The organism is Shimia gijangensis, assembly GCF_900142085.1.
GTDB lineage: Bacteria > Pseudomonadota > Alphaproteobacteria > Rhodobacterales > Rhodobacteraceae > Shimia > Shimia gijangensis.
This window is the reverse complement of sequence record NZ_FQZQ01000007.1, coordinates 87,506-112,449: the sequence shown is the minus strand read 5'-3', so window position 1 is coordinate 112,449 and position 24,944 is coordinate 87,506. Positions and strand designations below refer to the sequence as shown.

Sequence of the window (24,944 nt, the reverse complement as noted above, 5' to 3'; positions counted from 1 at the left end):
TGGTCTTTTTCGATCTAATCCACAGCCGAAGAGGCAACCCAATGCGAGCGATGTACCCGGTAACCTTCGACCCCATCCAGCTCATCAAGGGCATCTCGAAAACGCATTCGAATTAAGTGCGTTTCTTCCTGGGTCGTTACCTCAACCAAATGATCCTGAACCGACAGGTGCAAAACGAATTTGTCAGCCGCGTCAGGTATCCGGCGCATCAAACGTGGCGAGGCATGCGCAATATTCTTGGCAACCGGAGTTTCCACAGCCCATGGCAATGCCGTTTGGGCCAGATATTTGACCAGGCTGGCCGCGCCCGTAATCAAAGTAATATAGCTCATCAGCAGGCCAAATCCGGGCCGTTCCTCTGGTCCCCATACGGGCATTTGTGAAATCGCCCAGACATTTGTCGTAATGACAAGAATTGCCAAGGCCGCGCCGACAAGATTGCGGGTGATGGCGCGATCATCCGACCACAGCATATTGGCCACCGCCACCCCAGCATATCCCAAAACAATGGAAGTGCTTGAAATCAGGCCCCAAAAGGCCAGACGTTCAAGAAAAGCGAGCACCGAAAAAGTCCCGAAAGGCCCCGCCACGATGGCCACCACAGTGGCAACAATCCAAATCGTGAGACAGATCGGTGACAATAGCGAAGCGTATGTCTTGCGAAGAATGATTAATTTGTTGTTATTCACAGTCCACCCTGTCCATATTCCTCCGTGGCGGCAGCCCATTTCATTCAGGCACCAAGTCAGGTTGGTCTGAGTCTTTCAAATTCTCCCAGGACCCATAAGGGGAAAGAACGTGACTTTATCACCTGAAATGAAAGAAAAGATTACTGCGAGTTTTTTTGCACAGTCCATGATGGACTCGATAGGTGCCGAAATTGTGAACATAAGTTCGGGAGCTGTCACATTAGCCGCGCCCATACTACCAGCTTTCACCCAGCAACAAGGTTTTGGCCATGCGGCTCTGACCTTTGCGCTTGGAGATACTGCCGCCGGATATGCGGCTTTGACCGTAATGCCCGGCAACGCCGAAGTCCTGACCGCCGAAATCAAAATCAATCTTCTGGCCCCGGCCATGGGGCACCGATTGCGCGCCGAAGGTCGGGTGATCAAACCGGGGCGACGTCTGGTGATCGTGCAGTCAGATGTTTATGCAGAAACCGAAGATGGGGATCGCCATATCGCTGTGTTGACCGGCACGATGGTGCCCGTTCTGCCCAAATAGACAGGGCGGCTCCTTTGAGCCGCCCCAGCTTCATCTTGCAAAAAGTACTCGCGCCGCAGGCAGGGCTTACGCAGTCAGCCCTTCTGGCTCGGCCAGACCGTTGGCACGACAGCAGGCTGTGACTGTATTGGCCAACAGGCACGCAATGGTCATTGGACCAACGCCACCGGGCACTGGCGTGATGGCCCCTGCCACAGCAGCCGCGCTTTCATAATGTACGTCGCCCACCAGACGGGTTTTGCCTTCGCCTTTTTCCGGCGCATCGATGCGGTTGATGCCCACGTCAATCACGGTGGCGCCTTCTTTGATCCAGCCACCAGGCACCATTTCAGGGCGCCCTACGGCGGCCACAACGATATCGGCGCGACGCACAACATCCGGCAGGTCTTTGGTGCGCGAATGCGCGATGGTTACAGTACAGCTGTCGCCCAGCAGCAATTGCGCCATGGGTTTACCAACGATGTTTGATCGGCCAACAACGACAGCGTCCATTCCCGACAGTGACCCGTGGTGGTCACGCAGCATCATCAGACACCCAAGTGGTGTACAAGGCACCATGGATTTCTGACCGGTGCCCAACAGGCCAACGTTTGAGATATGGAACCCATCCACGTCTTTGGCGGGTGAGATCGAGTTGATGATCAGGTCTTCGTTCAAATGGCCAGGCAACGGCAATTGCACCAGAATGCCATGCACCGCAGGATCATTGTTCAGCTTGTCGATCACTGCCAGAAGGTCTTCTTCCGACGTATCCACGTCCATTTTGTACTCGTAAGAATTCATGCCAACCTCAACGGTCTGCTTGCCTTTCGAGCGGACATAAACCTGAGATGCGGGGTCTTCGCCCACCAACACCACGGCCAGGCCGGGTGTGATGCCGTTTTCTTCTTTGATGCGGGTTACGTGCGCCGCTACTTTTTCGCGAACGGTGGCCGCAAAGGCCTTACCATCGATAATTGTTGCTGCCATTTTATCTTTCCTCTTACACATCGGTCCGGGCATAGGCATCCCGGTAGTGATCCATTTGCAGGCGCGTTGCGAGAACGGCATTTTTCATCAATGTCGCTACTGTCACCGGGCCAACGCCTCCCGGAACAGGGGTGATCCAGCCTGCCACTTCGGCGCAGCTGTCGAAATCTGCATCGCCAACGGTGCGCGGACCGTCTGGCGTCTCTATGCGGTTGATCCCAATATCAATCAACGCCGCACCGGGTTTCAGCATGTCTCCGGTGACCAGACCGGGTTTGCCGACCGCGACGAACACCGCGTCCGCCGCGCGGCTGTGCATCGCGACCGAACGGGTCATATGATGACACACAGTCACTGTGGCCCCGAGGCCCATCAACAAGAAGGCAATCGGTTTGCCAACAATCTCGGAATGGCCAATCACGGTGACGTTCAACCCCTCCATCTGCAACGGCAGAGTTTTGAGGATTTCCACAGAGGCCACGGCGGTACAAGGCCCGAGGGCGAGGTCGTTGTAGACGATGTTGCCAATGGACGCGGGGTGCATGCCTTCGACATCTTTCAACGGATGTACGGCCTTTTGTAGCACTTTCACCGGGATATGATCTGGCAATGGGCGTTGAATAATCACGCCATTGACGCGCGGATCAGCGTTCAGGCCCTGCAGAATGCCGATAAGCTGTTCCAGCGATGTTTCGGCAGGATAGTTGCGCGCCTCAAACTCAACGCCGGCGCTGTTGGCCTGACGTTGCTGGTTTCGCACATAAATCTCGGAAGCGGCGGCATCTCCAACGCTGACGGAAATCAGCATCGGTTGCCAACCTTGGCTTGCAAGGTCTTGCGCTTTCAGGTTCACCTCGGACCTAAGTTCAGCGGCGATGGCTTTGCCATCAATGACTGCAGCGCGCATGGACGCCCCTTTATTTGGTTCCGATGACCGCGGCCTCGCGGGCAATCGACCACTCTATCAATTGTCGCCAAAGCTGTTCGACCAGGTCAGGATTCAACCCTTCGTGTTCGGCGTGTTGAGTTGCGTTTTTAACCACTTCTTCAACCCGTTCCGGGATACGTGCTGGCCAACCGTTGATCTGCTTCAGGTCAATGGCGCGGTCGATGTATCCCGCCCGGGCCGCCAGTAGTGTCACCAAAGACTTGTCCAACGTATCAATTTCGGCGCGAAGCGCTTCCATCGAATGGCAATCTTGGGGAGGTTTCAGAAAGGTCATGGTAGTCTCCTGCGGCCCAAAGTGACTTGGGCCGCAGAAAGCGCATTTTTCGACTTAGAACAAGCCTTCGATCTCACCTGCGTCATTGAGGCAGATGGTTTCTGCCGCTGGAGTGCGGGGCAAACCGGGCATAGTCATGATTTCACCGCAGACAACCACGACGAATCCAGCCCCTGCTGACAGGCGCACTTCACGTACGGGCACCGAGTGTCCTGTGGGCGCGCCGCGCAGCGTCGGATCGGTCGAGAACGAGTACTGTGTTTTGGCCATACAGACTGGCAAATGGCCGTAGCCTTGCTCTTCCCACAGACGCAGCTGATCGCGGATTTTCTTGTCTGCGATCACGTCATCGGCACGGTAGATGCCTTTGGCGACGCGTTCGATTTTCTCAAACAGCGACAGGTCGTCGGCATAGAGAGGTGCGAACTGGCTGACGCCGCTGTCAGCAATCTCAGCCACGCGTTTGGCCAGCTCTTCCGAGCCTTTCGAGCCAAATTCCCAGTGCTGCGAAACAATCGCTTCAGAGCCTTGGGTTTCAACATAGTCTTTGACGGCCTGAACTTCGGCGTCTGTGTCGGTGACAAAGTGGTTGATGGCGACAACAACCGGCACACCAAACGACTTGAGGTTGCCGATGTGGCGGCCAAGGTTTGCACAACCTTCGTTCACAGCATCGACGTTTTCAGTGCCAAGATCAGCCTTGGCCACGCCGCCGTTCATCTTCATCGCACGCACAGTCGCAACCAGCACCACACAATCGGGTGCAAGACCAGCTTTGCGGCATTTGATGTTCATGAACTTTTCAGCACCCAGATCAGCACCAAAGCCCGCTTCGGTGACGACATAGTCGGCCACTTTCAGCGCGGTTGAAGTGGCGATGACCGAGTTACAGCCATGGGCGATGTTGGCGAACGGACCACCGTGCACAAACGCCGGGTTGTTTTCCAGCGTCTGCACAAGGTTCGGCTGCATCGCGTCCTTCAGCAACACGGTCATCGCGCCTTCGGCTTTGATGTCGCGGCAGAATACGGGCGAACGGTCACGGCGATAGGCCACGATCATGTCACCCAAACGTTGCTCGAGGTCTTTGAGGTCGTTGGCAAGACACAGGATCGCCATGACTTCGGAAGCCACTGTGATGTCAAAACCACCTTCACGCGGGAAGCCGTTGGCCACGCCGCCAAGCGAAACGTTGACCTGACGCAGGGCGCGGTCGTTCATGTCGACAACGCGTTTCCACTGAACACGACGGATGTCGATTTCGGTCTCATTGCCCCAATAGATGTGGTTGTCGATCATCGCCGACAACAGCGAGTGCGCGGATGTGATGGCGTGGAAGTCACCTGTGAAGTGCAGGTTCATGTCCTCCATCGGCACCACTTGTGCGTAACCGCCACCTGCGGCGCCGCCCTTCATGCCAAAGTTCGGACCCAACGACGCTTCGCGGATACAGATCATGGCGTTTTTGCCGATGCGGTTCAGACCGTCACCCAGACCCACTGTTGTGGTGGTCTTGCCTTCGCCCGCGGGCGTTGGGTTGATCGCTGTCACAAGGATCAGCTTGCCGTCTTCCTTGGATTTAACCGAGTTGATGAACTGTTGGCTCACCTTGGCTTTGTCGTGGCCATAGGGCAGCAGGTCATCCGTCCCAATACCAATTTTCGCGCCGATTTCCTGAATCGGGCGTTTCTTTGCCTCGCGGGCGATTTCGATGTCTGATTTGTAGCTCATGATAATCCCTAATCCAGCAGATGTGCGGAGAAACTCTGAGCACAGGCATAGCGCCAACCTTCCCTGAGTCGGGTTGCATTTCCGACATTTCCAACGCGTGTTGCGTCGGGAAGGGCGTGTACGTTTCGTTTTGGAAACTTATTACTGCGTCAGAGCGGCCAATTTTGCAGCTGCAGCACGGGCTGTTTCGAACTCGCTCCACAGTCTCTGATCTGGAATGTGCAGTCGCAATACATCCCCCACACGGATCACGCCTTCGCGCTCGATCCAGCCCGTCACACCGCGTTTATCGGTTGATGCGGCCTTGAACCCTTTTCCATGACCGGGGGCCTCTTTTTCAATCACCCGGGCGGGCAAAACGCAGGGGCGGTTTTCCATATCCACCACAATCGTGGCCCCGCTGTCGGCTTGCAGACGGGACGACGGCGGAACATGGGTGAAATCGGGAATGCCACGCAGGATAATTGACGCGCCAATCCAGGCGGGATCAAATTCGTCGATGCCAAGCGTGTCGGAAATCTCTTCCAGCTCTTCGGCAGAAAGAATGGACACCTGCCGTGTGTTGGCTATTTCTGTACCGCGCGGATACTGCGCTTTGACCCGGCTGCAAGAGGCGCGGGTCAGACCGGAATGACCATCCTCGGAAATACCCTCAAATCCCAAATCCATTTCATCCAAAGACTCTGCGCGCAAATCTTCGGCACTATCTATAACACGACCAAGGAACAAAACCTCAGCATAGTATTCGGTTGGCATCAGGGCGGGCATGAAACGGCTCCGTTCAACAGTCAGGCCTTGCGCAGGGTGAAGAACAACCGTCTGAAGGCAAACAGAACCGAGCCGTCCGGGCGCAGGGGATATGCCCGAGCCATAACCTCTTCGTAAGCGGCAATCAACCGGGCCTTTTCGGGGGCATTCACCGCCTCAAGGAACGGGCGCGCAAAAGTGCTTTCCGTGAACATGCGCACCGGATGACCCAAATCTGACGGGTCCAGTTGCTGAAGGTATTCGGTCTCCCAGATCCGAACCTCGCCAAAGGGCGACAACAGATCAAAGTAGGCGTCAGGGGTCAGAATGTCCGGCCCTTTACCAACAGGGCGATCCCCAAACAACGCACCAAAGGCATCTTGCCAGCCTTGGTGTGACGGCGCCGGGTTTTGATGCGGCATCTGAACGGCAAGCACCCCCTCGGCGGGCAAATGCTGCACCAGACGCGGCATCAGTGTGTTGTGATCCCCAAGCCACTGCAAGGCTGCGTTTGAATAGATCAGACCCGGAAGGGTGTCCGCCTGCCAGATGGCAATGTCTGCCTCGTGCAGGTCGCTGTAGGCTTGGGTACGTGCCGCTTTGGCCAGCATCGCGGGCGAGTTATCAACGCCGACAATTGCGCGTTGTGGAAAGCGCGCCACCAGCGCCTCGCCCACGGCACCATTGCCACACCCCAGATCAACCACGGGTCCCTCGGGCACGTTGCCGACGGCGGACAGTAGATCCAAGGCAGGCTGCAAACGTAAACCCCGAAACCGTTCATAGGCTCCGGGGTTCCAATCTGTTTTTTTGTCAGGCGTCATACGCAGACTTTATGCCGAGGGTTCGGGTTCGGGCTCTAGACCGCTATCGCTGCCCGGCTTCTTGCGCGGCTTGGTTTTTGGAACCGCTGTCACGCTGGGTGCGCTGCCCTCATCGGATGCATCATCGTCGTCATCTTCGACATGCGGAGATTCACCCCGGATCACGCGCTGAATTTCTTCGCCGGTCAGCGTTTCATATTCCAACAACCCTTGGGCCAGACGTTCGAACTCATCGTTCTTGTCTTTCAGGATCTTGTCGGCACGAACATAGCCCTCATCAATGAGGCGCTTCACTTCGTTTTCGATCATTTCCTTGGTCGATGCCGAAACCGAGAACCCACCTGCCCCGCCATTGGCCTGATAGCCTGCGGCAGCTTCCTGATAATCAATATTGCCAACTTTGTCCGACATGCCCCACTGCATGACCATGGCGCGCGCCAGAGCGGATGCCTGCTGAATGTCACCGGCCGGGCCGTTGGAGACTTCGTCCTCACCATATTTGATGATTTCGGCTGCCTTACCCGCCATCGCCATAGCAAGACGCTGGTGGCATTCTTCTTTGAACATATTCAGGCGGTCCATTTCAGGCAGGCTCATCACCATGCCCAAAGCGCCACCGCGCGGAATAATCGTGGCTTTGTAGACCGGATCGCATTTGGGCAATGTGATGCCCACAATCGCGTGGCCTGCTTCGTGATAGGCGGTCATTTCTTTTTGCTCGGTGGTCATCACCATGCTGCGCCTTTCGGCCCCCATCATGATTTTGTCTTTGGCAAATTCAAAGTCTTCCATGGTCACAAACCGACGTCCAACACGGGCCGCTGTCAAAGCGGCCTCATTGACGAGGTTGGCCAGATCAGCGCCTGAGAAACCGGGGGAACCACGCGCAATGATGCGCAGGTCGACATCCGGGCCCAGAGGCGTTTTGCGCGCATGCACGCCCAGAATTTTTTCGCGGCCTTTGATGTCTGGGTTGGTCACAACCACCTGACGGTCAAAACGGCCGGGACGCAGCAAAGCAGGGTCCAGCACGTCTTTGCGGTTGGTTGCGGCCAGAATGATGACGCCTTCGTTGGCTTCAAATCCGTCCATCTCAACCAAGAGTTGGTTCAGCGTTTGCTCGCGTTCGTCATTGCCACCGCCATAACCGGCACCACGATGGCGACCGACAGCGTCAATTTCGTCGATAAAGACGATACAAGGCGCGTTCTTTTTGGCCTGTTCGAACATGTCGCGCACACGGGATGCACCAACACCGACAAACATTTCCACAAAGTCAGAACCCGAGATGGTGAAGAACGGCACGCCCGCTTCGCCTGCAATCGCACGCGCCAGCAGAGTTTTACCCGTGCCGGGAGGGCCCACCAAAAGCGCACCCTTGGGGATTTTGCCGCCAAGCCGCGAGAATTTCTGCGGGTTGCGCAAGAACTCAACAATCTCTTCCAGCTCTTCTTTGGCTTCATCGATGCCCGCCACGTCATCAAACGTCACGCGGCCATGTTTTTCTTCGGTCAGCATCTTGGCTTTGGATTTGCCAAAGCCCATCGCGCCACCTTTGCCGCCACCCTGCATGCGGTTCATGAAATAAATCCACACACCGATCAGTAGAAGGAAGGGCAACAGAGACAGAATAAAGGATTGGAACCCGGATTGTTGTTGTGACTTGGCCTCGACCGGCACGCCCTTATCGATCAGCAGATTGGTGACTGAGGCATCATCTGGCTTTACTGTAACATACTCGGTGCCATCCGCGGTCTTGTAACGAACCTGTTCGCCATCCAGCACAACCGAGGCCACATTGCCTGATTCCACCGAAGCGACAAAATCCGAATAGCCCATCGGCCGGCTTTGCAGGTTGCTGTTGCCACCGCTGAACAGCTGAAACAGCGCTACGATCAGCAGAAACAGAACCACCCAGAATGCGATATTACGTGCGTTGCCCAAGGCAAAATCTCCCAATCGTCGGTCTTGGCTGTCCCTAACACAGCAGCCATCTCTGTTAAATAGACATCACGCCAGCATGTTCAATGCGATAATTGGCAGGTCAGCCCGTCAAAGACAGGAATTTTGCCCGTTCTTGCAACAAACTCGCCGTCCAGCCCTCACCAAAAGCGGCCAGCGGCGCTGCAATCAATGTGTCATCCTGCCAAACCGACGGGCTTGCCAACAGACTGGCGCGCGGCAATCCAGCGGCGCGCCAGTCCGTAAGGGTCCGCAGCCCGTCTTTGCCCAAAGCCCGTACTTGTAGCCCGCCGTGCCAAGGGCCTGTCAGCGCCCAGCGATCCCAACGCGGTGAGACAGTAACCAGATCTTGCACGGCCTTATATTCGCGCATGATGCGGACGGTTTGCCCGGTTGCCATAACCAGACACCCCGACAACGTCGTTGTTTTCTGATCCATCAGGGCCTGCGCCACCCCCATCATAGCTTCGCTTCGCGGTGCGTATGGCGCTCCGGACACCCACTTGATCGCGGCTGTCACAAGGCGATTTTCAATCTCGAACGGCGGGCGCATCAAAGTGGCGCGATCAAAAACGATATCACCACGATCAAGCGTACAGCACTGCCGCGCGCGCTCGTCTGTGTAGAACTCTAACGCAGACCGGGCCATGGACAGATTGTTGCTGACTGCGGCGAGAGCCCCGGCATCAATATCCAATGAGGCCAGATGGCCCAGGACTTCGCGCGCCCGAACCCGCGAAAACCTGGGATCAGAGTTTGAGGCATCTTCGCACCATGTTTCACCGATTTCGGATAAATACGCCCGCAATGTCTGGCGTGAGACATCCAGCAACGGCCTGCCAAAATTCTGGCCATTGCGCTGAAAGTGACTGTCCATAGCCGCCAATCCGTCGACGCCCGCCTTTCGCGACAGGCGCATCAAAAAGGTTTCGGCCTGATCGTTTTGGGTGTGGCCCAGTACAATCTGGTCAACCCCATGATCCGCCGCCCAATCAGCCAGCAGTCTGTAACGCGCGTCGCGCGCCATCGCCTGAAGGTTTCCGGACCCATCCCAATCTGACCAGAGAGCAACATCATGAGGGACACCAAGGGATTGGCAAATCCCGGCCACATGCTCGATCTCGGACCTGGCTTCGGCCCTCAGGCCATGATCGATCGTGACGGCCCGCACCCCTACATTGTTAGACTGGGCCCAACCAACAACGAGATGCAACAACGCCACGGAGTCGCTGCCACCTGAGACAGCAACGCCAACAGACCGGGGCGCGCCGTGTAGAAAGTGTAAATCGAGTGAGGCCGCAAGCTCGGCGTTCGTTGCCGTTACGGGCATCCCAGATTTCGCATCTCGCTTTGGGCCTGCAGCACCATGTCCGAACCGGGATGACGAACCTGAACTTCGCCAAGCGTCACGCAGGCCTCATTGGTTTTGCCCAAAGCGCCCAACGCTTTGCCGAGGTGAAACAGGGATTGATCTGCCACAGGGCTGCGCAGGTTGATCGAATAGCTTTCAAGATAGGCCCGCGCCACAGCGGCCTTGGCCTCCTGGGTTTGCGGTTCCTGTCCCTCAAGCGACATGCCGCGGCCAAGATGGGCCTCGGGCGCCAACGGGCTGCCGGGATATGTATCCAGAAACGCCGAAAACTGATTGGCGGCACTGACATAATCGCCCCCGTCCAGCGCCGATTTGGCGCGCTGGTAATCTGCGGATTCACCGACGGCCAATTCGGAGGTCTCTGGCGCTGCGGTTTGGGTTTCGCCGCCACCGAGCGTTGCAGGCACCACCACATCACCACCAAGCGTCGTGGTCTCGCCCAGCTGGCTAACGTCTCCGCCTTCCAGTTCCACCAGACGAAACTCAAGATCGCTGACCCGGTTGGTGCCATCCTCGACCACATGTTCGACCCGATTGCTCAACTGCTCGGTACGCCCTGTCAGGCGCTGAAGCTCTGCTTCGATCGCATCTATCCGCTCAAGCGTTGAACCCGCCGTGGTAACACCCAGTGGTGTTTGGGTGGTCGACAACTCACGCTTTAAGCTCTGAATTTCGACATAAAGAACCGTCAACTGTTGGCGAATATCCGCCAGAGTTTCCGAGTTTTGCGCCACTGCAGCGCGGGGCAACCCCCCGGCCAGAACAATCAGACAGACAGCAATCAGACGCATCATCCGCTCCTTTTCATCAACCGGTGAGGTCGGCTTGCAAAATCGTTACAGCCCTGCGGTTCTTGGTGTAACAGGCTTCGGCAGAGCACACCTCAAGCGGACGTTCCTTGCCATAGCTCACGGTGCGCAGACGATTGTCAGCGATCCCGCGCGACACAAGAAATTCCTTGGCTGCGCTGGCCCGGCGCGCGCCCAGCGCGAGGTTATATTCGCGGGTGCCCTGTTCATCTGCATGGCCTTCGATCACAGCCGAATAGGCGCTGTTTTCCAAAAGCCAGTTGGCTTGGCTCAACAACACCAGCTTGGCCTCTTCGGTCAGCACGGACTGGTCCACCTGAAACAGGACCCGATCTCCAACGTTTTGCTGGAAATAGGCCACAGAGGTCGGATCATCGACGCTGCCTGCTTCATAATTTGCCCCCGACGTCCCGCTGCCAGATGCATCATCCGGATCAAAGATGCCCGAGTTGCTACATGCGCCCAGGGCCAAGCCCGCCAGCAATAGCGCCACTTTGGAAAAACTGCTCATTTCAATGCCTCGCTCTTCGCGTATTTTTGTTTGCTAGGTTTTATCACAGCTCGCGCCATAAACAAACCGTCCCGCTTACTGCAGGGGTGACCAGGCCGGGTCAGACGCCCCGCCCTGCACTTTGACTTTCTTCAGATTGCGCCCCGACACATCCACCGAATAGAGCGCGGCAGTGCCGTCAGACCCCTGGGTTTCGCGGGTGAACATGATCACCCGGCCATTAGGGGCCCATGACGGGCCTTCGTCCAGAAACGATGCTGTGAGCAGACGCTCTTCGCTGCCATCGGTGCGCATGACCCCAATATGGAACCGGCCTTTGTTTTGCTTGGTAAAGGCAATCAGATCGCCGCGCGGCGACCACACCGGGGTGCCATAGCGCCCTTGACCAAAGCTGATGCGCTTGGGCTCGCCTCCGCCTGCGGGCATCACATAAAGCTGCTGATTGCCCGAACGGTCACTTTCAAAGACGATCTGTTGTCCATCGGGACTAATGCTGGGGGCGGTGTCAATTGATGGCGATGAGGTCAGACGTTTGGTCTGGCGACCATTGACCGGCATCGTGTGAATGTCAGTGTTGCCGTTCTGAGTGATCGACATCAGCACGCTTTTGCCATCGGGTGAAAATCGTGGCGCAAAGCTCATCGTTCCAGCCTGATCTTGCAATACCCGGCGCTCTACACTGCCCACATCCAGAACAAACACGCGGGGAAAGCCGGTCTCGTATGAGGTATACAGAACCTTGTCGCCGGTTGGAGAAAATCGTGGTGCCAAAACAATGGCGCTGCTGTCGGTCAGATACTGTAGGTTTGCGCCATCATAATCCATGATCGCAAGCCGTTTACGGCGGTCGTTTTTGGGGCCGCTTTCGCTGACAAACACCACGCGGCTGTCAAAGTATCCACCTTCGCCGGTGATCCGGCTATAGACCGCATCCGCCACTTTATGGCCCATACGGCGCCAGCCTTCGGTTGTGCCTTTGAACCGCAGACCATTGCCCAGTTCCTGCCCTGCAAACACGTCATAGACCCGGAACTTGACCTCAAGGTCGTTGCCCGAAACCGACACAGCGCCGCTCACCAAAGCCTGCGCATTGATTGCCTTCCAGTCCGCGAACTGAACCGGTGAGGCAAAATTGGTGATCTGGCTGATATGCGCCTTGGCAGGGATTTCCCGGAACAACCCGGTGCCGTTCAGGTCTTCGGCAACAACCCGCGCGAGGTTTGAAGCCAGCTCAGCCGCACCTGAGGTTTCAGCAACAAAATCAGGCACCGCATACGGCAGCGGTTCGATCACACCATCGGTGATTTCAATCCGCAACGGTCCGTTTTGCGCCTGAGCCATTTGCCCCAGCACCATCAATCCTATCAGGAGGGTCGCCAGCAGTCGCATCATTTCAACCTCATTTTCTCGGGATTAAACGTGATTTCGATCTCACGCCAATGATCATATTTCTCGATCGGCAGTTTATAGCCACCTTTTTGACAGCGCAGTATGGCGCGGCGGGCCGACTGAAAGGCCGTGTCCACTGCTTTGCTGTCCCCGCCATCCGAAGACAACAGGGTCACCGGCCCTTTGACTTTTCCATCGCGATCCAGACTAAAGCCGACCGTGACCGTCACATTGGCAGACTGACCGCCAACATCCACAACCCAGCATTTTTGCACCGATACCCGCATGCTGTCTTTTTCGCCTTGTGACAACGGCGGCCCTGATGGCGCAGCAGGTGTCTCTGCCAGAGCCTCGGCAACGGCGGCATCGGTCGATGATGAAGACGACGACGGTGTATCCGTTGTTGTTTCGGCGGGCGGTTTGGGGCGGGACGCGGGGCGCAGCACGGGCCTGATCGACGCTTTGGGCGCCAGAGCGACCTGCTCTTTCGCCTCGGTCACAATTTCGGTTGTTGCGGCCTCGGGGGCTGTGGCCTCTTCGGGTTCAGCAACGGTTTCCGAGACACTATCGTCGGGGGTTGTGGTCTCTTTAACCACATCATCCACAACCGTGTCTGGTTCAGGCGGGGCCACGGGTTCTGGCGCCACGCGATCTGCCGGGCGCACCATGGGCCGGGTTGTATCACGCGGGATCAGAACGGCCATTTCTTCGCTGGGGGGCTCCAGCGTCGGGGCCACATCGGTCAGCTGAGACGGAGCGGGAACCTCTTCGGGTGGCGTGGGGGTGGCGTCGGGCTCTGGAGCTTCGGCGCTATCAGGAGTCTCCAGCGCCGGGGCATCGTCGGTTTGCGAAGTCAACGAAGGCACATCATCGGCCTGCGTTGGGGCCTGTGGCGCGGTGACATCTGTTTCAGGCTGCGGTGCTCGTTCTGCCGCAAGGGCGGCTTCGAATTGCTCGGTGGTGACAATCGACACACCCGACACCTCGAAAGGTGGCGGCTCGTCACGAAACGCGCCGCCCCAAAGGGCCCAGCCAATCACCCCGGCATGGGCCGCCCCCGAGATATAATGCCCGATATGCATGAGGCCCTCTAGTTGCCTTGCCCGTCAAGCGCAGGTCCACCAATATCGGTCACAAGTCCGATATCAGTAAATCCGCCTGCATTCAGCGCGCCCATGATCTGCACCACAGTTTCATAAGGCAGCGCCCCATCGGCCCGTAAATACACCCGGTCCGATGACCGTTCTTCGGCGATGGCACGCAGTTTGGTCACCATCTGATCCATCGGCGTGGGTGTGGTCTGGATCGCCACCGTGCCGTCAGCTGAAATGGTTACTGTCAGCGGGGCCTCTTGCTCACCAGGCAGCGGATTGGCCGAGGTTTTGGGCAATTCCACCGGAACCCCAACCGTCAACAAAGGTGCCGCCACCATAAAGATAATCAAGAGCACCAGCATCACATCGACAAACGGCGTGACGTTGATCTCAGCCATTGGCTGTGCGCGGCCCCGACGGCGTCTGCGCCCGCCGCCACCTTGCTTTTTCATGACCCCTGCCCCCATGGCTCAGGCGTCCAGCTGGCGGCTGAGAATGGTGGCAAACTCATCTGCAAAGGCCTCATAGCCCGAGATGATCCGATTGCTGTCGGCGTTAAGCTTATTGTAGAAAATCACCGCCGGTATCGCGGCCAACAGGCCCAAAGCCGTTGCCAAAAGCGCTTCGGCAATGCCCGGCGCCACAACGGCAAGATTGGTGTTTTGCTCGCCAGCAATGGCGACAAAGGAATTCATGATACCCCAGACGGTCCCGAACAGGCCCACGAAAGGCGCCGTCGATCCCACGGTGGCAAGAATCTGAATGCCTTTTTCAAGCTCTTCGGCCTCTTTGGCGATGGCCACATCCATGCTGCGGTCAATCCGGCTGGTGGCATTGGCAATCAGACCGCCATCCTGACGGTGGCTGCGCCGCCACTCCATCATGCCCGCCGCAAAAATACGCTCGGAGCGCCCCGAAGGTGTCGTGCCGATCTGTTCGAACAGACCGTCGAGCGGCTCTCCCGACCAGAAAGACCGATCAAAGCGTGCGGCCTCACTGCGTGCGGCCCGATAAGAAAGAAGCTTTTGAATGATGACCGACCACGACCAAAAGGACGCGCCCACCAGCATCACCATCACAAGTTGCACCACAAAGGAGGCATCAGCTATCTGCCTCCACATGGAAAAATCACCATCCATAGAATTCTGCCTGCTCTGTTTTCGGCCCGTTTTCAGGCCATGTTTTGCACGCAAACTACAGGAAACACACGGGGAACACCATCAATTTGGCGTCATCTGCGCGAAATCGCCCCTTTTAGTGGACCATTTGGCGAACTTTTGCCGGTAGGCGTGTTGGCTGACCGCTTTCGCCGATGCAAACCACTGTTACGATGGCATGAAACAGGATTTCTTCGCCGCGTTTGACATGTTGTTCCATCATCATGCGCGCGGCCGTGACGCTTTGCACCGTGGTTTCCACCACCAATTCGTCATCCAGATGCGCAGGCATCAGGTAATCCGCCTCAACCCGGCGCACCGCAAACACCACGCCGTCGGCCTTCATGGCATTCTGGTCCATGCCGTTGTCGCGCACCCATTCACTGCGCCCGCGCTCAATGTACCGCAGGTAGTTGGCGTAATAGACAATCCCCGCCATATCGGTGTCTTCGTAATATACGCGGATGGTCAGCTTGTGGGTCATGAGGGTACCTGAACTGGCTTGATTTACCGCGCCACAAGACCAAGAAGTCGCCACAGGTGCAACCCTATGCGTCACCCAAATCCGCTATCCCCTTGCAGGATAAGTCGCCAACACCTCATGGACGGCGCCTTCCGGATGCAGGGTTGAGCCAAACAACGATATCTGCGTGACCTCAAAAGGAGGCAGGACAGCATCTCCCCGCGCCGCCAGAAACCCACCGATGCGCGCGGTGTCATCGTCGATCAGGTCTCGGCGGAACCGGGCAAGTGTCACATGGGGGCGAAAACGCTCGCGTGGCATTTCAATGCCAACTTCCCTCAGAGCTTGCTTCACCCGCCGGTGCAAGTCACTCAGCGCAGGCGTGGCCAGGGCCCGAAGAAACAAAACGCGTGGGCGCTTGCCCCCAAACATATCCAATCCCGAAAGGATCAAGTCGAAGGGGTCAAACTGCAATTCGCTGAGGCCCGCGTTCAAATCTTCCAGAATATAGTCCGGCTGATCGTCCAGAAACGCCAATGTCAGGTGCAAATTCTCTTCCGGCACTTTGCGGCCCGCACGCAGATGCGCCTGAAGTTCGGACACCTGCTGGCGCGCCTCTTCTGGCAGGTCAATGGCCAGAAAACAACGCATCAGCTTTCAGGATCAAGCCTGAGCCGGGCAAACAGGCGCAGCGCGTGGCTGGCATCATTTGCCGCCACTGGCATCATCCGGTCATAGGCTGCTGCAATGATCGCCGCTATCTCTGGCTTCAACACGGTCGCTCCATTGTCTGGCAACACCGCCAATGGAGACGTTTGCGCAAAAGCACTATCTGACCACAACAAGGCCACCTGCACCGCCTGGATCAACGCCAGGCTTTCAGCCGGAATTTCCGCCATCTCATCGGTCATACGCACAAAAACAAACGCTGCCTGAATGGCCCCGTCATTGTCAAAGCGAAAGGCGCGGTACTGCGTGGCATCGGCGTCCTGCAGGCGCCCCACCAAGGGCCCAAGGTTCGGGATCAACTCTTCCAGTTTGGGGATCCCAAGCAATTCGCTCCATTCCCGGAAAAAGAACACCATCAGATTGGCCCCCAGCTCGGGGTCCGTTTCGGCCATACTGTGACCCGCCAGGGTCGCCACCGCCTCAATCGCGCCTTTGACAACTGGCACCGTGGAATCTTCAACGCCGAACACCACTGGCGCAATGGGTCGTCCCCAGCGCGCAAACGTGTAGGATCCGTCCTTTCGGGTGAACAGGGCTTCGATCTGCTCGGGCGTCATAGTGCTCTCCGTCGTTTTGTGGCGCCTGTTTCCAACGTCACAACACCAAAGGCAAGCCCCGGACTCCGACATCCGGGCTTCAATATTTCAAAAATACTCAATCAGAGCCTTATGGGCCTATTTGAACAAATCGTTCTGATCGGGGCGTTTTGGAGCCGCCAGCCCAAGATGCTGCCAGGCTTTTTGCGCCAACATCCGCCCCCGCGGTGTGCGCTGGATCAACCCCTGCTGCAACAAAAACGGCTCGATCACCTCTTCCAGCGCATCGCGCGCCTCACTAAGCGCAGCACTGATCGTATCAATTCCTACCGGCCCACCGGCATAATTTTCAGCAATAAAGGCCAGATACCGCCGGTCCGCACCATCCAACCCCAAATGATCCACCCCCAGCCGGGTCAGCGCCCCATCCGCCAGTTGTTGCGTGACACGTCCGTCGCCTTCGACAAGTGCGAAATCCACCACCCGCCGCAACAAGCGCCCGGCAATCCGCGGAGTTCCGCGTGAGCGACGCGCAATTTCACGCGCACCGCCATCATCGGCAGGCACATTAAGCTTGCGGGCATTGCGCGTCACAATGTCGTGCAATTCATCTTCGGTATAAAACTGGAGCCGCGTTGGAATGCCAAACCGATCCCTCAGCGGCGTGGTCAGCAGGCCCAGCCGGGTGGTCGCGCCGACCAGCGTGAAAGGCTGCAACTCAATCCGCACTGTGCGTGCAGCAGGCCCTTCGCCAATCACCAGATCCAGCTCAAAATCCTCCATCGCTGGATAGAGCACCTCTTCGACCGCCGGGTTCAAACGGTGAATTTCGTCGATGAACAACACATCACGCGTCTCGAGGTTGGTCAGGATCGCGGCCAGATCACCGGCCTTGGCCAAGACAGGCCCAGACGTCATGCGGAAATTCACCCCCAACTCACGTGCCATAATCTGGGCCAGCGTGGTTTTGCCCAAGCCGGGAGGCCCGTGGAACAATGTGTGATCCATCGCCTCACCGCGACGGCGCGCAGATTCGATGAACACTTTCAGGTTGGCACGCGCTTCGGCTTGCCCAACAAATTCATCCAAAGCTTGTGGGCGCAGGGCACGATCTGCATCACCGGGGCGCGGCTCAGGGCGCAGGTTCGGGTCTGGCTGATCCATCATCTACCCTTTCGGCGCCAAAAGCTTCAGCGCGGCTCGGATCAAATCCGGTGTCTCAGCCCCAGGTGCGTCACTTGCGGCCTGTGCCACAGCCGCCGCCGCATCACCCGGACCGTAGCCAAGGTTGCTTAGTGCGGACAGTGCTTCGGCCTGCGCCGAGGCTGCGGCAGCCCCGCTCGCCACCGGTGCAACGGTAGGTTTCGCCGGCGGGTCGAACGGTTCCAACAGCGCATCCTCAGACGCCGGCGCCGCACCACCGGCCGCGGCCAATGTGCCGCCCAGCGCCATCACTCCCGGCGCTTTGTCTTTGAGTTCAATCACCACGCGTTGCGCGGTTTTGGGACCGACACCTTTAGCCGCCTTAATTGCGGTCACATCGCCCAGGGTGATTGCACGGCCAACCCCTTCGGCCCCCAGGGTGCCAAGGATGGCCAGTGACGCTTTGGCACCGATGCCCTGCACGCTCATCAACAAGCGATGCCATTCTTTTTCCAAAAGCGTGGTGAAACCAAACAACTGCAACAGGTCTTCGCGCACCACAAGGTCAGTATACAGCGCCACAACCTCGCCGTTGGAGGGCAACGTCGCCATGGTCCTGTCAGAGCAGTAGACAATATAGCCCACGCCACGCACGTCGATCAGCACGTGGTCAATGCTTCGATACTCAATCCGTCCGGAAATCTTGCCAATCATGCGTTGGCCCTCCGCAATGCGGCTTCCAGCCCTGTGCCTGGGCGAGGTGTATAATGCGCGTGGCAAATCGCAATCGCCAATGCATCCGCCGCATCGGCACCGTTGATCTTCACCCCCGGCAGTTGCAGCTTCACCATATGCTCGACCTGATGCTTTTCCGCATGGCCCACGCCGACCACTGTTTTCTTAACCTTGTTGGGCGCATATTCGCCCACCAGCAACCCAGCCTGAGCGGGCACCAGCAACGCGATGCCGCGCGCCTGGCCCAGTTTCAGCGTGCCGACGCCGTCTTTGTTGACAAATGTATTCTCTACAGCCGCCTGATCCGGTTGATATTGCACCACCACTTCGGTCAGTTGTTCGTGCAAAGATAGCAACCTTGTTGCCAAATCTTCGCCCACCGAGTGACAAATCCCATTGGCCACATGGCTCAAACGACTGCCTTCAGCCTCAATCACACCCCAGCCCATGTTCCGCAAACCGGGGTCGATTCCTAAAACCCGCATTATTTTTCCCAACCTGCCCGATATCTGTTGCTTTTTTGAAGCAGTAGCACAAAACCAGAACAAACGCCAAGAGCTTTGCACTCAGATCATAGATCAGACCTTCCTATGCAATGGGGGCATTTCTGCGTCCAAATACGACACCTGAAATATCTGAAAGCGACACTTTTGAACACGCATTTTTACCTTTTGTAACCACGGGTTACCGCTCATTTGACCCATGCGAAAATTGCATAGGAGGTATGCTTTTTCTCCTGCTTGCGGAGCCGATAAAGCGGGCCTAAATGGCGATTATCGAAAACGCAGACCATCAACCCAAACAGAAGGAACATTGATATGGCCGCATTTGACACCACCCGCGTGCAGTTTGAAACTGTAGGCATCGCTGGCCGTATTGGCCGCTCCTTCGCAGGCATCGTAGCCAGTTTCTCGACATGGAACGAAGCCCGCGTCACACGCAACGCTTTGGCCTCCCTGAGCGACCGCGAGCTGGACGATATTGGCCTGTCGCGCAACGACATCGAAACTCTGGGATAAGCCGAATTTCCGCTTAGCCTTGTTTTCGGATCGCAAGATCAAAGAAACTGCAGCCTCCTCCCGGCTGCGGTTTTTTTTCGTCAATTTTTCGTCTGTATGGGTCACAAATGAAAACGGCCCCGACAGTAACGTCGGAGCCGCTTTACGCTGAATTGGAGAGTCAGCTAAAAGATTTGATTTTTTTGGCAACCCAGTCCGAAATTGGATCTGGTTGCATGGTCCAGGCACCGGCTTTTTCGACCCAGCCCGCGGACTCGCCATTCGCGATCTGGCTTTGAAAGATATCCGGGCCCACCTGAGAAATAATCGTTCCCTTCACACCAAAGAACGCTGCCAGCACAAAGATCAGGCCGGTCCATGGGATGGGTTTACGATATTTCGCACCGCGAATGACCGTGTAGCCGTCCTGATTGACAGAATACACGGCGCGCGTATTTTTACGGAAAAATGAACGTTTCTCCCGCTTCTTATAGATGCGGGAAACGCGGTTTTGGAAATCGTCATACGAATCAGTCATGACAGCCTTCTTCAGCTCGGCCCCCACCGAACGTGTTCACAATGTCATCAAATTGTGGCGAAAGTGTGGCAAACCCCTCAAATTGCGGCGGGTTTGCCTTAATTCAGTGACGTGAGGTCAATGTCAGTGTTGTCCATTCACCGACTTCTTCACGGGTGTGTACGTCAAAACCGTTGGCGTCATAGGCGGCGACCACTTCATCCGCCTGTTCATTCAGAATGCCCGACAGAATAGCATAACCGCCTGCCTGAATATTGGCGCTCATATCAGGTGATAAATCAATCAGAGGGGCTTTGAGGATATTGGCAAATACCAAATCAAATGGCGCCCGTGATGCGAGATCGGGATGTCCAAAGCCGGCGGCCTCAACACAGACCACCTTACCTTGCAGCGCATTGGCCACCACATTGGCCTCGGCCACATCGACAGCCACTTCGTCAATATCGCTGGCAATCACCGGGTTGGGCCAGATGCGTGCAGCGCCCATAGCCAACACCGCCGTGCCGCATCCGATATCGGCAACACTTTGCCCCACGAAACCTTCGTTTGCCAACCGGTCCAATGCTTTGAGGCAGCCCAAGGTGGTGCCGTGGTGCCCGGTGCCAAACGCCATCGCAGCTTCGATCAACAAAGGTTCGCACTTTTCCGGGACCTTGTCAGCATCGTGGCTGCCATAGACAAAGAACCGGCCAGCTTCGACCGGCACCAACTCGCGGCGCACTTTTGAAACCCAATCCACTTCGGGCAATTCAGACACCGCAAAAGGCTTTGCTCCAAAGGCCGCAACCAACAGCGCCAAACCGGTTTCGTCAGGTGCTTCGGTGAAATAGGCGCCCACTTCCCACAGACCTGATCCGTCTTCCATCTCGAACACGCCAACGCCCGTGGGCTCAGGGATCAGGCGTTCAAGCGCATCGCTTAGTTTTTCAGCGTTGTCTTTGCCAAAAAGAGTGGTCAGGGCGGTGAAAGTGGGCATGTCAGAGGTTCCTTGCTACGTGCAAGCGCCCTATGCCTTTGGGCCTGTCAGGTCAAGACTGGCGCCCGAGCCCTCGCAAATAGCGATGTGCCCAAAAGGCCGCGAGCACCCCGGCAATCGCTCCGACCAGATACTGCGCATAAATCACACCGACAGCGCCGAACCACGCCGCCCCCAGCAAGGCCGCAGGCAGGGTCAGTACACCATCACGAAACCAGTTCATCAGCGTTGACCGCGTCGGTTTGCCAAGATTGTTAAAGGCGGCATTGGCCACGAACATCGCCCCGACCAGCAAAAAGCCCCCCGCCCCCACCAGCGCGAACGCGCGGTACACTGCAATGCCATCACCGCGCAAAGCAAATCCGTCGATGACGATTCCGGAGGTAGATGCCAAAAAGGCCCAGGCGACCAACGTATACCCTGTACAAAAAATCAAAGAGTCCCGCAGGGTGCTGCGCAGGCGATCGTATTGATGCGCCCCATAGTTCTGGCCAAAAATGCCGCCAATCGCCCCGGACAAGGCAAAAATGCCGCCAAAGGCCACCACCGTCAGCCGGTTGACCACAGCCCAGCCAGCCACGGCATCATCCCCGAATTCGGAAATCACTCCGGTCAGCAGATAGTTGCCAAACGGGGTCGACATCTGGGTCATCATTGCAGGCACCGCCACCAAAAAGAACGGGCGCAGCGTCTGGCGCAGGCCCCACAGCGACGGCAGCGCCAAAAGGTTATGTGTACCAATCGCGAACCTCAGCGCCATACCCGCCAGCGTGATCCGGGAAATCACCAGTGCGAAGGCAGCTCCATCTAACCCCAGCCCCAGTGTCAGGATCAGGATTGGGTCAATCACCATCGACACGCTGCCGGACCAAAGCGTTACATACATCGCCCTTTTGCCATCCCCTTCGGCCCGCAAGGCTGCCGATGCCACCAGCCCCAGCGCCATAATCACCAGCGAAGGTACTGTGATGGCCAGATACCGTGCCGCCAGCATCTTAGTTTCCCCCTCGGCCCCGACCAAATCGAGCAAAGGCAGGCGAAAACCGACAATCAAGGCGGCGACCACGGCTTGGCTGGCGGCCGTGATAAACATCGATCCGGTGGCCATATGTCGGGCGGATTCGCGGTCCCCCATGCCAATCCGGCGCGACACCAGCGCGGTTGAAGCAATCATCAGACCAACGCCTGAACTGACCGAGAAAAACTGAATAGCAAAGGCATAGCCAATTGCCGCCACCAGTTTGGGATCGCCAATTCGCGACACCCAGAACAGATTGGCCAGATCAATCAGGAAAACAAACGTAATTCCAGTGGCCCCAGTGAGCGTCATCCGCACCACATGGCCCATGGTTGAGCCTGTCAGAAAGCGCCCGCGTGTTTGCATGTGCTACTCCGCCGGGGCTGTCCGGTATTGGCTAAACCGGGTCTCATTGCCCTTTTCAGGGTGGCGCGGCACCAGCAGTGACAGGCCCAATGAGATCAGAGCCATCACCGCTGCGGCGGAAAACACAGCCGCCGGGGAATACAACCACAACAATCCCAGGGGCAACGGCAAGAGCACGGCGGCAATATGGTTGATGGTAAAGGCCACGGCCGCCGTTGGCGCAATGTCCTGAGGGTCTGCAATTTTCTGGAAATAGGTTTTCAACGCCAGCGCCAGCCCGAACAGGATATGGTCGACAACATAAAGAGCCGAGGCCACCAGGATCCCCCAGCCAAACCAGTAGACACCGCTATAGGCCAGAAAGACCAGAACCAGCCCGCCATATTCGAAAATCAGCGTGACCCGTTCGCCAAACCGCGCCACCGCCTTGCCGACAAAGGGCGCCGCAAGGGTGTTGACCACAAGGTTGATCAGATAAAGACCGGTCACCTCATGCACCGCCAGGCCAAACTTGGCCACCATCATGTAGCCGGCAAAAATCGTGATGATCTGGCGCCGTGCACCGGACATGAACTGCAGGGCGTAATACAGCCAGTAGCGCTTGCGCAGAACGATCTTCTTGGCCTGCGGCGTCGGGGATTCGAATTGCGGGTAAGCCACAAAGCAAAACAGCGCGATAGCGGTCGTGACCAGACCGCCAACCATGTAGACAATGTTATAGCTCAGGCTCATGCTGTCCCACATCAGAACGATCAGCACGTAAACCACCAGCATGCTGGCTGATCCGGCGCCCATCAGCCAGCCCAGCACATGCGGCGCCCGCTCTTTGCTGAGCCATTGCAGCTGCAGCGACTGATTGACCGTCTCGTAGTAATGAAAGCCAAGCGAGCTGATAAAGGTCAGGACCAGCAAGCCCTGAAGGCTGGGAAACCACGCCGTAAAGGCGGTGCCGATGCCCAGAATGACCAGCGACACCAATCCCAGAACCTGCTCGCGGATCACAATGATGAGGAAAACCACCAGAAAGGCCAGAAACCCCGGAATTTCACGCACGAAATGCAGGGCGCTGATATCAAACCCGTCAAAGCCCGCCACTTCTTTCACAAAGTTGTTCAACAGCGCCGACCAGACGTAAAACGCAATCGGCATGGCAATGGCCATGACAAACAGCAACCCAACCGGCTGCCGCCACTTCGGCAGGCTCCTGGCCTCATCTAGCGTCATTTTGCTTAACATGCGTCGCACTTAGGCCTTTTTCGCCAGATTGGCGAGCCGAAACGCGACAAACTGTGATCTGCATCAAAGTCGTTTGCGACATTGCCCCGCATATATCGACCCATTCATATTCTTGAAGGGGTTCCCATGGACATCCTCACGCTTGTTGAAAACATCGGAGAAGCACCCGCAGCGGCGGTTCTGGGGCTGATCACCGGCGTCATCTTTGGCGTCGCGGCACAGCGCTCGCGGTTTTGCCTGCGCGCGGCGACGGTCGAATTTGCCCGCGGGCAGCTGGGCGACAAGGTGGCGGTCTGGCTTCTGACAATTTCAACCGCAATTGTCTGGGTGCAGGGCGCTCAGGCGCTGGGGCTGATGTATACGGCGGATGCGCGCATGATGGCGGTGCCCGGATCGTGGTCCGGCGCGATCCTTGGTGGTTTGATCTTTGGGGTTGGCATGGTGCTGGCGGGCGGCTGTTCGGGCCGTCTTTTGGTTTTGGCGGCAAATGGCAATCTGCGCTCGGTGGTATCTGGCTTGATTTTTGCAGTGGTCGCCCAAATGAGCCTGTCAGGCGTGTTGTCAGGATGGCGCGACACGCTGGCAAGCCTTTGGATCACCAGCGGCGGGCGCAACGTCGACCTGATCGCAGCCCTCGGCCTGCCGGATCTGTCCGGCCTTGTGTTTGGTGCGCTCATGGCAGGGCTTGCCCTATTGATCGCGCGCAAAAACCGCATCGGGGCCAGCCGTCTGATCTTTGCTTCGGGCGTCGGCTTTGCGGTCGCTGTTGGCTGGGTTCTGACTTACGGGTTGGCGCAGGTCGCCTTTGACCCGGTGCAGATCGAAAGCGCCACCTTTTCTGGTCCCTCGGCCCACACGCTGATGTTCTTTCTGGATCGCAACGCGGTGCTGGAGTTCGACATCGGTCTGGTGCCCGGCGTGGTGATCGGGTCGTTTTTGGCGGCCATCGTCACCGGCGAATTCAAATTTCAGGGCTTTGAAGGTGAAAGCAACATGCGCCGCGCGATGACGGGCGCTGTTCTGATGGGCTTTGGTGCGATGTTGGCGGGTGGCTGTGCGATTGGTGCTGGTGTGACAGGAGGGTCGATCTTTGCAGGTACCGCCTGGGTTGCTTTGTTCTCAATGTGGTTGGGGGCGATTGTGACCAGCCTGATGTTGGATCAGCGTGGCCGCCTCGCCAGCGCCGCCTGA

28 protein-coding genes are annotated in these 24,944 nt (G+C 57.3%); 3 read left to right on the top strand and 25 right to left on the bottom strand.

Annotated elements, in window-relative coordinates:
- Nucleotides 1-14: 14 nt before the first annotated feature.
- The gene (locus BUC32_RS08145) at nucleotides 15-689 is read right to left on the bottom strand and encodes a LytTR family DNA-binding domain-containing protein (RefSeq protein ID WP_073251471.1); all 675 of its coding nucleotides are present in this window, start codon (nucleotides 687-689) and stop codon (nucleotides 15-17) included.
- A 127-nt stretch (nucleotides 690-816) separates the two neighbouring features.
- On the opposite strand from BUC32_RS08145, the gene BUC32_RS08140 reads away from it, so the two are divergent.
- Entirely contained in the window at nucleotides 817-1,227 is a 411-nt protein-coding gene (locus tag BUC32_RS08140; RefSeq protein WP_073251469.1) for a PaaI family thioesterase, read from the top strand.
- A gap of 66 nt (nucleotides 1,228-1,293) precedes the next feature.
- Here the strand turns inward: BUC32_RS08140 and folD are convergent, their stop codons facing one another.
- From folD to ruvC, 20 genes are all read right to left on the bottom strand, one after another.
- A complete protein-coding gene (gene folD, locus BUC32_RS08135; RefSeq protein ID WP_073251467.1) occupies nucleotides 1,294-2,196 on the bottom strand; it encodes a bifunctional methylenetetrahydrofolate dehydrogenase/methenyltetrahydrofolate cyclohydrolase FolD in 903 nt (300 codons plus the stop codon).
- 13 nt (nucleotides 2,197-2,209) lie between these two features.
- Nucleotides 2,210-3,103: a bifunctional 5,10-methylenetetrahydrofolate dehydrogenase/5,10-methenyltetrahydrofolate cyclohydrolase gene (locus tag BUC32_RS08130; protein ID WP_073251465.1), complete on the bottom strand. Its 894-nt coding sequence runs from the start codon at nucleotides 3,101-3,103 to the stop codon at nucleotides 2,210-2,212.
- A 10-nt stretch (nucleotides 3,104-3,113) separates the two neighbouring features.
- The gene (locus BUC32_RS08125; protein ID WP_073251463.1) at nucleotides 3,114-3,419 is read right to left on the bottom strand and encodes a chorismate mutase; all 306 of its coding nucleotides are present in this window, start codon (nucleotides 3,417-3,419) and stop codon (nucleotides 3,114-3,116) included.
- A gap of 54 nt (nucleotides 3,420-3,473) precedes the next feature.
- Nucleotides 3,474-5,150, bottom strand: coding sequence for a formate--tetrahydrofolate ligase (locus BUC32_RS08120; RefSeq protein WP_073251461.1), 1,677 nt, complete (start codon nucleotides 5,148-5,150; stop codon nucleotides 3,474-3,476).
- A 141-nt stretch (nucleotides 5,151-5,291) separates the two neighbouring features.
- Nucleotides 5,292-5,918 carry an MOSC domain-containing protein gene (locus BUC32_RS08115; protein ID WP_073251459.1) on the bottom strand — a complete coding sequence of 209 codons (627 nt, stop codon included), beginning with the start codon at nucleotides 5,916-5,918 and terminating at the stop codon, nucleotides 5,292-5,294.
- Nucleotides 5,919-5,938: 20 nt separating this feature from the next.
- Nucleotides 5,939-6,721: a methyltransferase gene (locus tag BUC32_RS08110; RefSeq protein ID WP_073251458.1), complete on the bottom strand. Its 783-nt coding sequence runs from the start codon at nucleotides 6,719-6,721 to the stop codon at nucleotides 5,939-5,941.
- A 9-nt stretch (nucleotides 6,722-6,730) separates the two neighbouring features.
- The gene (gene ftsH, locus BUC32_RS08105) at nucleotides 6,731-8,665 is read right to left on the bottom strand and encodes an ATP-dependent zinc metalloprotease FtsH (RefSeq protein ID WP_073251456.1); all 1,935 of its coding nucleotides are present in this window, start codon (nucleotides 8,663-8,665) and stop codon (nucleotides 6,731-6,733) included.
- A gap of 100 nt (nucleotides 8,666-8,765) precedes the next feature.
- Nucleotides 8,766-10,013, bottom strand: coding sequence for a tRNA lysidine(34) synthetase TilS (gene tilS / locus BUC32_RS08100; RefSeq protein WP_073251454.1), 1,248 nt, complete (start codon nucleotides 10,011-10,013; stop codon nucleotides 8,766-8,768).
- A complete protein-coding gene (locus BUC32_RS08095) occupies nucleotides 10,004-10,846 on the bottom strand; it encodes a tetratricopeptide repeat protein (RefSeq protein WP_073251588.1) in 843 nt (280 codons plus the stop codon). The genes tilS and BUC32_RS08095 overlap by 10 nt, the downstream gene beginning before the upstream one ends.
- A 16-nt stretch (nucleotides 10,847-10,862) precedes the next feature.
- Complete coding sequence (gene pal, locus BUC32_RS08090; RefSeq protein ID WP_073251452.1) at nucleotides 10,863-11,375, bottom strand: peptidoglycan-associated lipoprotein Pal; 513 nt, start codon at nucleotides 11,373-11,375, stop codon at nucleotides 10,863-10,865.
- Between the two features lie 75 nt (nucleotides 11,376-11,450).
- A complete protein-coding gene (gene tolB / locus BUC32_RS08085) occupies nucleotides 11,451-12,767 on the bottom strand; it encodes a Tol-Pal system beta propeller repeat protein TolB (protein WP_073251451.1) in 1,317 nt (438 codons plus the stop codon).
- On the bottom strand, nucleotides 12,764-13,846 hold the full coding sequence (locus tag BUC32_RS08080) for an energy transducer TonB (protein ID WP_073251449.1): 1,083 nt from the start codon (nucleotides 13,844-13,846) through the stop codon (nucleotides 12,764-12,766). Before BUC32_RS08080 ends, tolB begins: the two co-directional genes overlap by 4 nt.
- A gap of 8 nt (nucleotides 13,847-13,854) precedes the next feature.
- Nucleotides 13,855-14,325: a protein TolR gene (tolR, locus tag BUC32_RS08075; protein WP_073251447.1), complete on the bottom strand. Its 471-nt coding sequence runs from the start codon at nucleotides 14,323-14,325 to the stop codon at nucleotides 13,855-13,857.
- Between the two features lie 3 nt (nucleotides 14,326-14,328).
- A complete protein-coding gene (tolQ, locus tag BUC32_RS08070; protein WP_073251444.1) occupies nucleotides 14,329-14,997 on the bottom strand; it encodes a protein TolQ in 669 nt (222 codons plus the stop codon).
- Between the two features lie 115 nt (nucleotides 14,998-15,112).
- Nucleotides 15,113-15,499 carry a tol-pal system-associated acyl-CoA thioesterase gene (ybgC, locus tag BUC32_RS08065; protein ID WP_073251442.1) on the bottom strand — a complete coding sequence of 129 codons (387 nt, stop codon included), beginning with the start codon at nucleotides 15,497-15,499 and terminating at the stop codon, nucleotides 15,113-15,115.
- Between the two features lie 84 nt (nucleotides 15,500-15,583).
- Nucleotides 15,584-16,129, bottom strand: coding sequence for an RNA 2',3'-cyclic phosphodiesterase (gene thpR / locus BUC32_RS08060; RefSeq protein WP_073251440.1), 546 nt, complete (start codon nucleotides 16,127-16,129; stop codon nucleotides 15,584-15,586).
- Complete coding sequence (locus tag BUC32_RS08055; RefSeq protein ID WP_073251438.1) at nucleotides 16,129-16,764, bottom strand: hypothetical protein; 636 nt, start codon at nucleotides 16,762-16,764, stop codon at nucleotides 16,129-16,131. Before BUC32_RS08055 ends, thpR begins: the two co-directional genes overlap by 1 nt.
- 117 nt (nucleotides 16,765-16,881) lie before the next feature.
- Nucleotides 16,882-17,907: a Holliday junction branch migration DNA helicase RuvB gene (gene ruvB, locus BUC32_RS08050; RefSeq protein WP_073251586.1), complete on the bottom strand. Its 1,026-nt coding sequence runs from the start codon at nucleotides 17,905-17,907 to the stop codon at nucleotides 16,882-16,884.
- A gap of 3 nt (nucleotides 17,908-17,910) precedes the next feature.
- On the bottom strand, nucleotides 17,911-18,600 hold the full coding sequence (gene ruvA, locus BUC32_RS08045) for a Holliday junction branch migration protein RuvA (protein ID WP_073251436.1): 690 nt from the start codon (nucleotides 18,598-18,600) through the stop codon (nucleotides 17,911-17,913).
- Complete coding sequence (gene ruvC / locus BUC32_RS08040; protein WP_073251434.1) at nucleotides 18,597-19,106, bottom strand: crossover junction endodeoxyribonuclease RuvC; 510 nt, start codon at nucleotides 19,104-19,106, stop codon at nucleotides 18,597-18,599. Before ruvC ends, ruvA begins: the two co-directional genes overlap by 4 nt.
- A 333-nt stretch (nucleotides 19,107-19,439) precedes the next feature.
- Between ruvC and BUC32_RS08035 the strand changes: the two genes are divergently transcribed.
- On the top strand, nucleotides 19,440-19,640 hold the full coding sequence (locus tag BUC32_RS08035; RefSeq protein ID WP_073251431.1) for a DUF1127 domain-containing protein: 201 nt from the start codon (nucleotides 19,440-19,442) through the stop codon (nucleotides 19,638-19,640).
- A 160-nt stretch (nucleotides 19,641-19,800) separates the two neighbouring features.
- Here the strand turns inward: BUC32_RS08035 and BUC32_RS08030 are convergent, their stop codons facing one another.
- The 4 genes from BUC32_RS08030 to BUC32_RS08015 all read right to left on the bottom strand — a co-directional run bounded on the left by BUC32_RS08030 (nucleotide 19,801) and on the right by BUC32_RS08015 (nucleotide 23,753).
- Nucleotides 19,801-20,184, bottom strand: coding sequence for a hypothetical protein (locus tag BUC32_RS08030; RefSeq protein ID WP_073251429.1), 384 nt, complete (start codon nucleotides 20,182-20,184; stop codon nucleotides 19,801-19,803).
- A gap of 76 nt (nucleotides 20,185-20,260) precedes the next feature.
- Nucleotides 20,261-21,133, bottom strand: coding sequence for a 50S ribosomal protein L11 methyltransferase (locus BUC32_RS08025; protein WP_073251427.1), 873 nt, complete (start codon nucleotides 21,131-21,133; stop codon nucleotides 20,261-20,263).
- 52 nt (nucleotides 21,134-21,185) lie between these two features.
- Entirely contained in the window at nucleotides 21,186-22,517 is a 1,332-nt protein-coding gene (locus BUC32_RS08020) for an MATE family efflux transporter (RefSeq protein WP_073251425.1), read from the bottom strand.
- 3 nt (nucleotides 22,518-22,520) lie between these two features.
- A complete protein-coding gene (locus BUC32_RS08015) occupies nucleotides 22,521-23,753 on the bottom strand; it encodes an MFS transporter (RefSeq protein ID WP_073251423.1) in 1,233 nt (410 codons plus the stop codon).
- Nucleotides 23,754-23,879: 126 nt separating this feature from the next.
- Here BUC32_RS08015 and BUC32_RS08010 point away from each other — a divergent pair, with 126 nt between their 5' ends.
- Complete coding sequence (locus tag BUC32_RS08010) at nucleotides 23,880-24,944, top strand: YeeE/YedE family protein (RefSeq protein ID WP_073251421.1); 1,065 nt, start codon at nucleotides 23,880-23,882, stop codon at nucleotides 24,942-24,944.

Coding starts and splice junctions, on each gene's coding strand:
- BUC32_RS08140 (WP_073251469.1), top strand. CDS start 817: ATGAAAGAAAAGATTACTGCGAGTTTTTTTGCACAGTCCATGATGGAC.
- folD (WP_073251467.1), bottom strand. CDS start 2,196: ATGGCAGCAACAATTATCGATGGTAAGGCCTTTGCGGCCACCGTTCGC.
- BUC32_RS08130 (WP_073251465.1), bottom strand. CDS start 3,103: ATGCGCGCTGCAGTCATTGATGGCAAAGCCATCGCCGCTGAACTTAGG.
- BUC32_RS08125 (WP_073251463.1), bottom strand. CDS start 3,419: ATGACCTTTCTGAAACCTCCCCAAGATTGCCATTCGATGGAAGCGCTT.
- BUC32_RS08120 (WP_073251461.1), bottom strand. CDS start 5,150: ATGAGCTACAAATCAGACATCGAAATCGCCCGCGAGGCAAAGAAACGC.
- BUC32_RS08115 (WP_073251459.1), bottom strand. CDS start 5,918: ATGCCCGCCCTGATGCCAACCGAATACTATGCTGAGGTTTTGTTCCTT.
- BUC32_RS08110 (WP_073251458.1), bottom strand. CDS start 6,721: ATGACGCCTGACAAAAAAACAGATTGGAACCCCGGAGCCTATGAACGG.
- tilS (WP_073251454.1), bottom strand. CDS start 10,013: ATGCCCGTAACGGCAACGAACGCCGAGCTTGCGGCCTCACTCGATTTA.
- BUC32_RS08095 (WP_073251588.1), bottom strand. CDS start 10,846: ATGCGTCTGATTGCTGTCTGTCTGATTGTTCTGGCCGGGGGGTTGCCC.
- pal (WP_073251452.1), bottom strand. CDS start 11,375: ATGAGCAGTTTTTCCAAAGTGGCGCTATTGCTGGCGGGCTTGGCCCTG.
- tolB (WP_073251451.1), bottom strand. CDS start 12,767: ATGATGCGACTGCTGGCGACCCTCCTGATAGGATTGATGGTGCTGGGG.
- BUC32_RS08080 (WP_073251449.1), bottom strand. CDS start 13,846: ATGCATATCGGGCATTATATCTCGGGGGCGGCCCATGCCGGGGTGATT.
- tolR (WP_073251447.1), bottom strand. CDS start 14,325: ATGGGGGCAGGGGTCATGAAAAAGCAAGGTGGCGGCGGGCGCAGACGC.
- tolQ (WP_073251444.1), bottom strand. CDS start 14,997: ATGGATGGTGATTTTTCCATGTGGAGGCAGATAGCTGATGCCTCCTTT.
- ybgC (WP_073251442.1), bottom strand. CDS start 15,499: ATGACCCACAAGCTGACCATCCGCGTATATTACGAAGACACCGATATG.
- thpR (WP_073251440.1), bottom strand. CDS start 16,129: ATGCGTTGTTTTCTGGCCATTGACCTGCCAGAAGAGGCGCGCCAGCAG.
- BUC32_RS08055 (WP_073251438.1), bottom strand. CDS start 16,764: ATGACGCCCGAGCAGATCGAAGCCCTGTTCACCCGAAAGGACGGATCC.
- ruvB (WP_073251586.1), bottom strand. CDS start 17,907: ATGGATCAGCCAGACCCGAACCTGCGCCCTGAGCCGCGCCCCGGTGAT.
- ruvA (WP_073251436.1), bottom strand. CDS start 18,600: ATGATTGGCAAGATTTCCGGACGGATTGAGTATCGAAGCATTGACCAC.
- ruvC (WP_073251434.1), bottom strand. CDS start 19,106: ATGCGGGTTTTAGGAATCGACCCCGGTTTGCGGAACATGGGCTGGGGT.
- BUC32_RS08035 (WP_073251431.1), top strand. CDS start 19,440: ATGGCCGCATTTGACACCACCCGCGTGCAGTTTGAAACTGTAGGCATC.
- BUC32_RS08025 (WP_073251427.1), bottom strand. CDS start 21,133: ATGCCCACTTTCACCGCCCTGACCACTCTTTTTGGCAAAGACAACGCT.
- BUC32_RS08020 (WP_073251425.1), bottom strand. CDS start 22,517: ATGCAAACACGCGGGCGCTTTCTGACAGGCTCAACCATGGGCCATGTG.
- BUC32_RS08015 (WP_073251423.1), bottom strand. CDS start 23,753: ATGTTAAGCAAAATGACGCTAGATGAGGCCAGGAGCCTGCCGAAGTGG.
- BUC32_RS08010 (WP_073251421.1), top strand. CDS start 23,880: ATGGACATCCTCACGCTTGTTGAAAACATCGGAGAAGCACCCGCAGCG.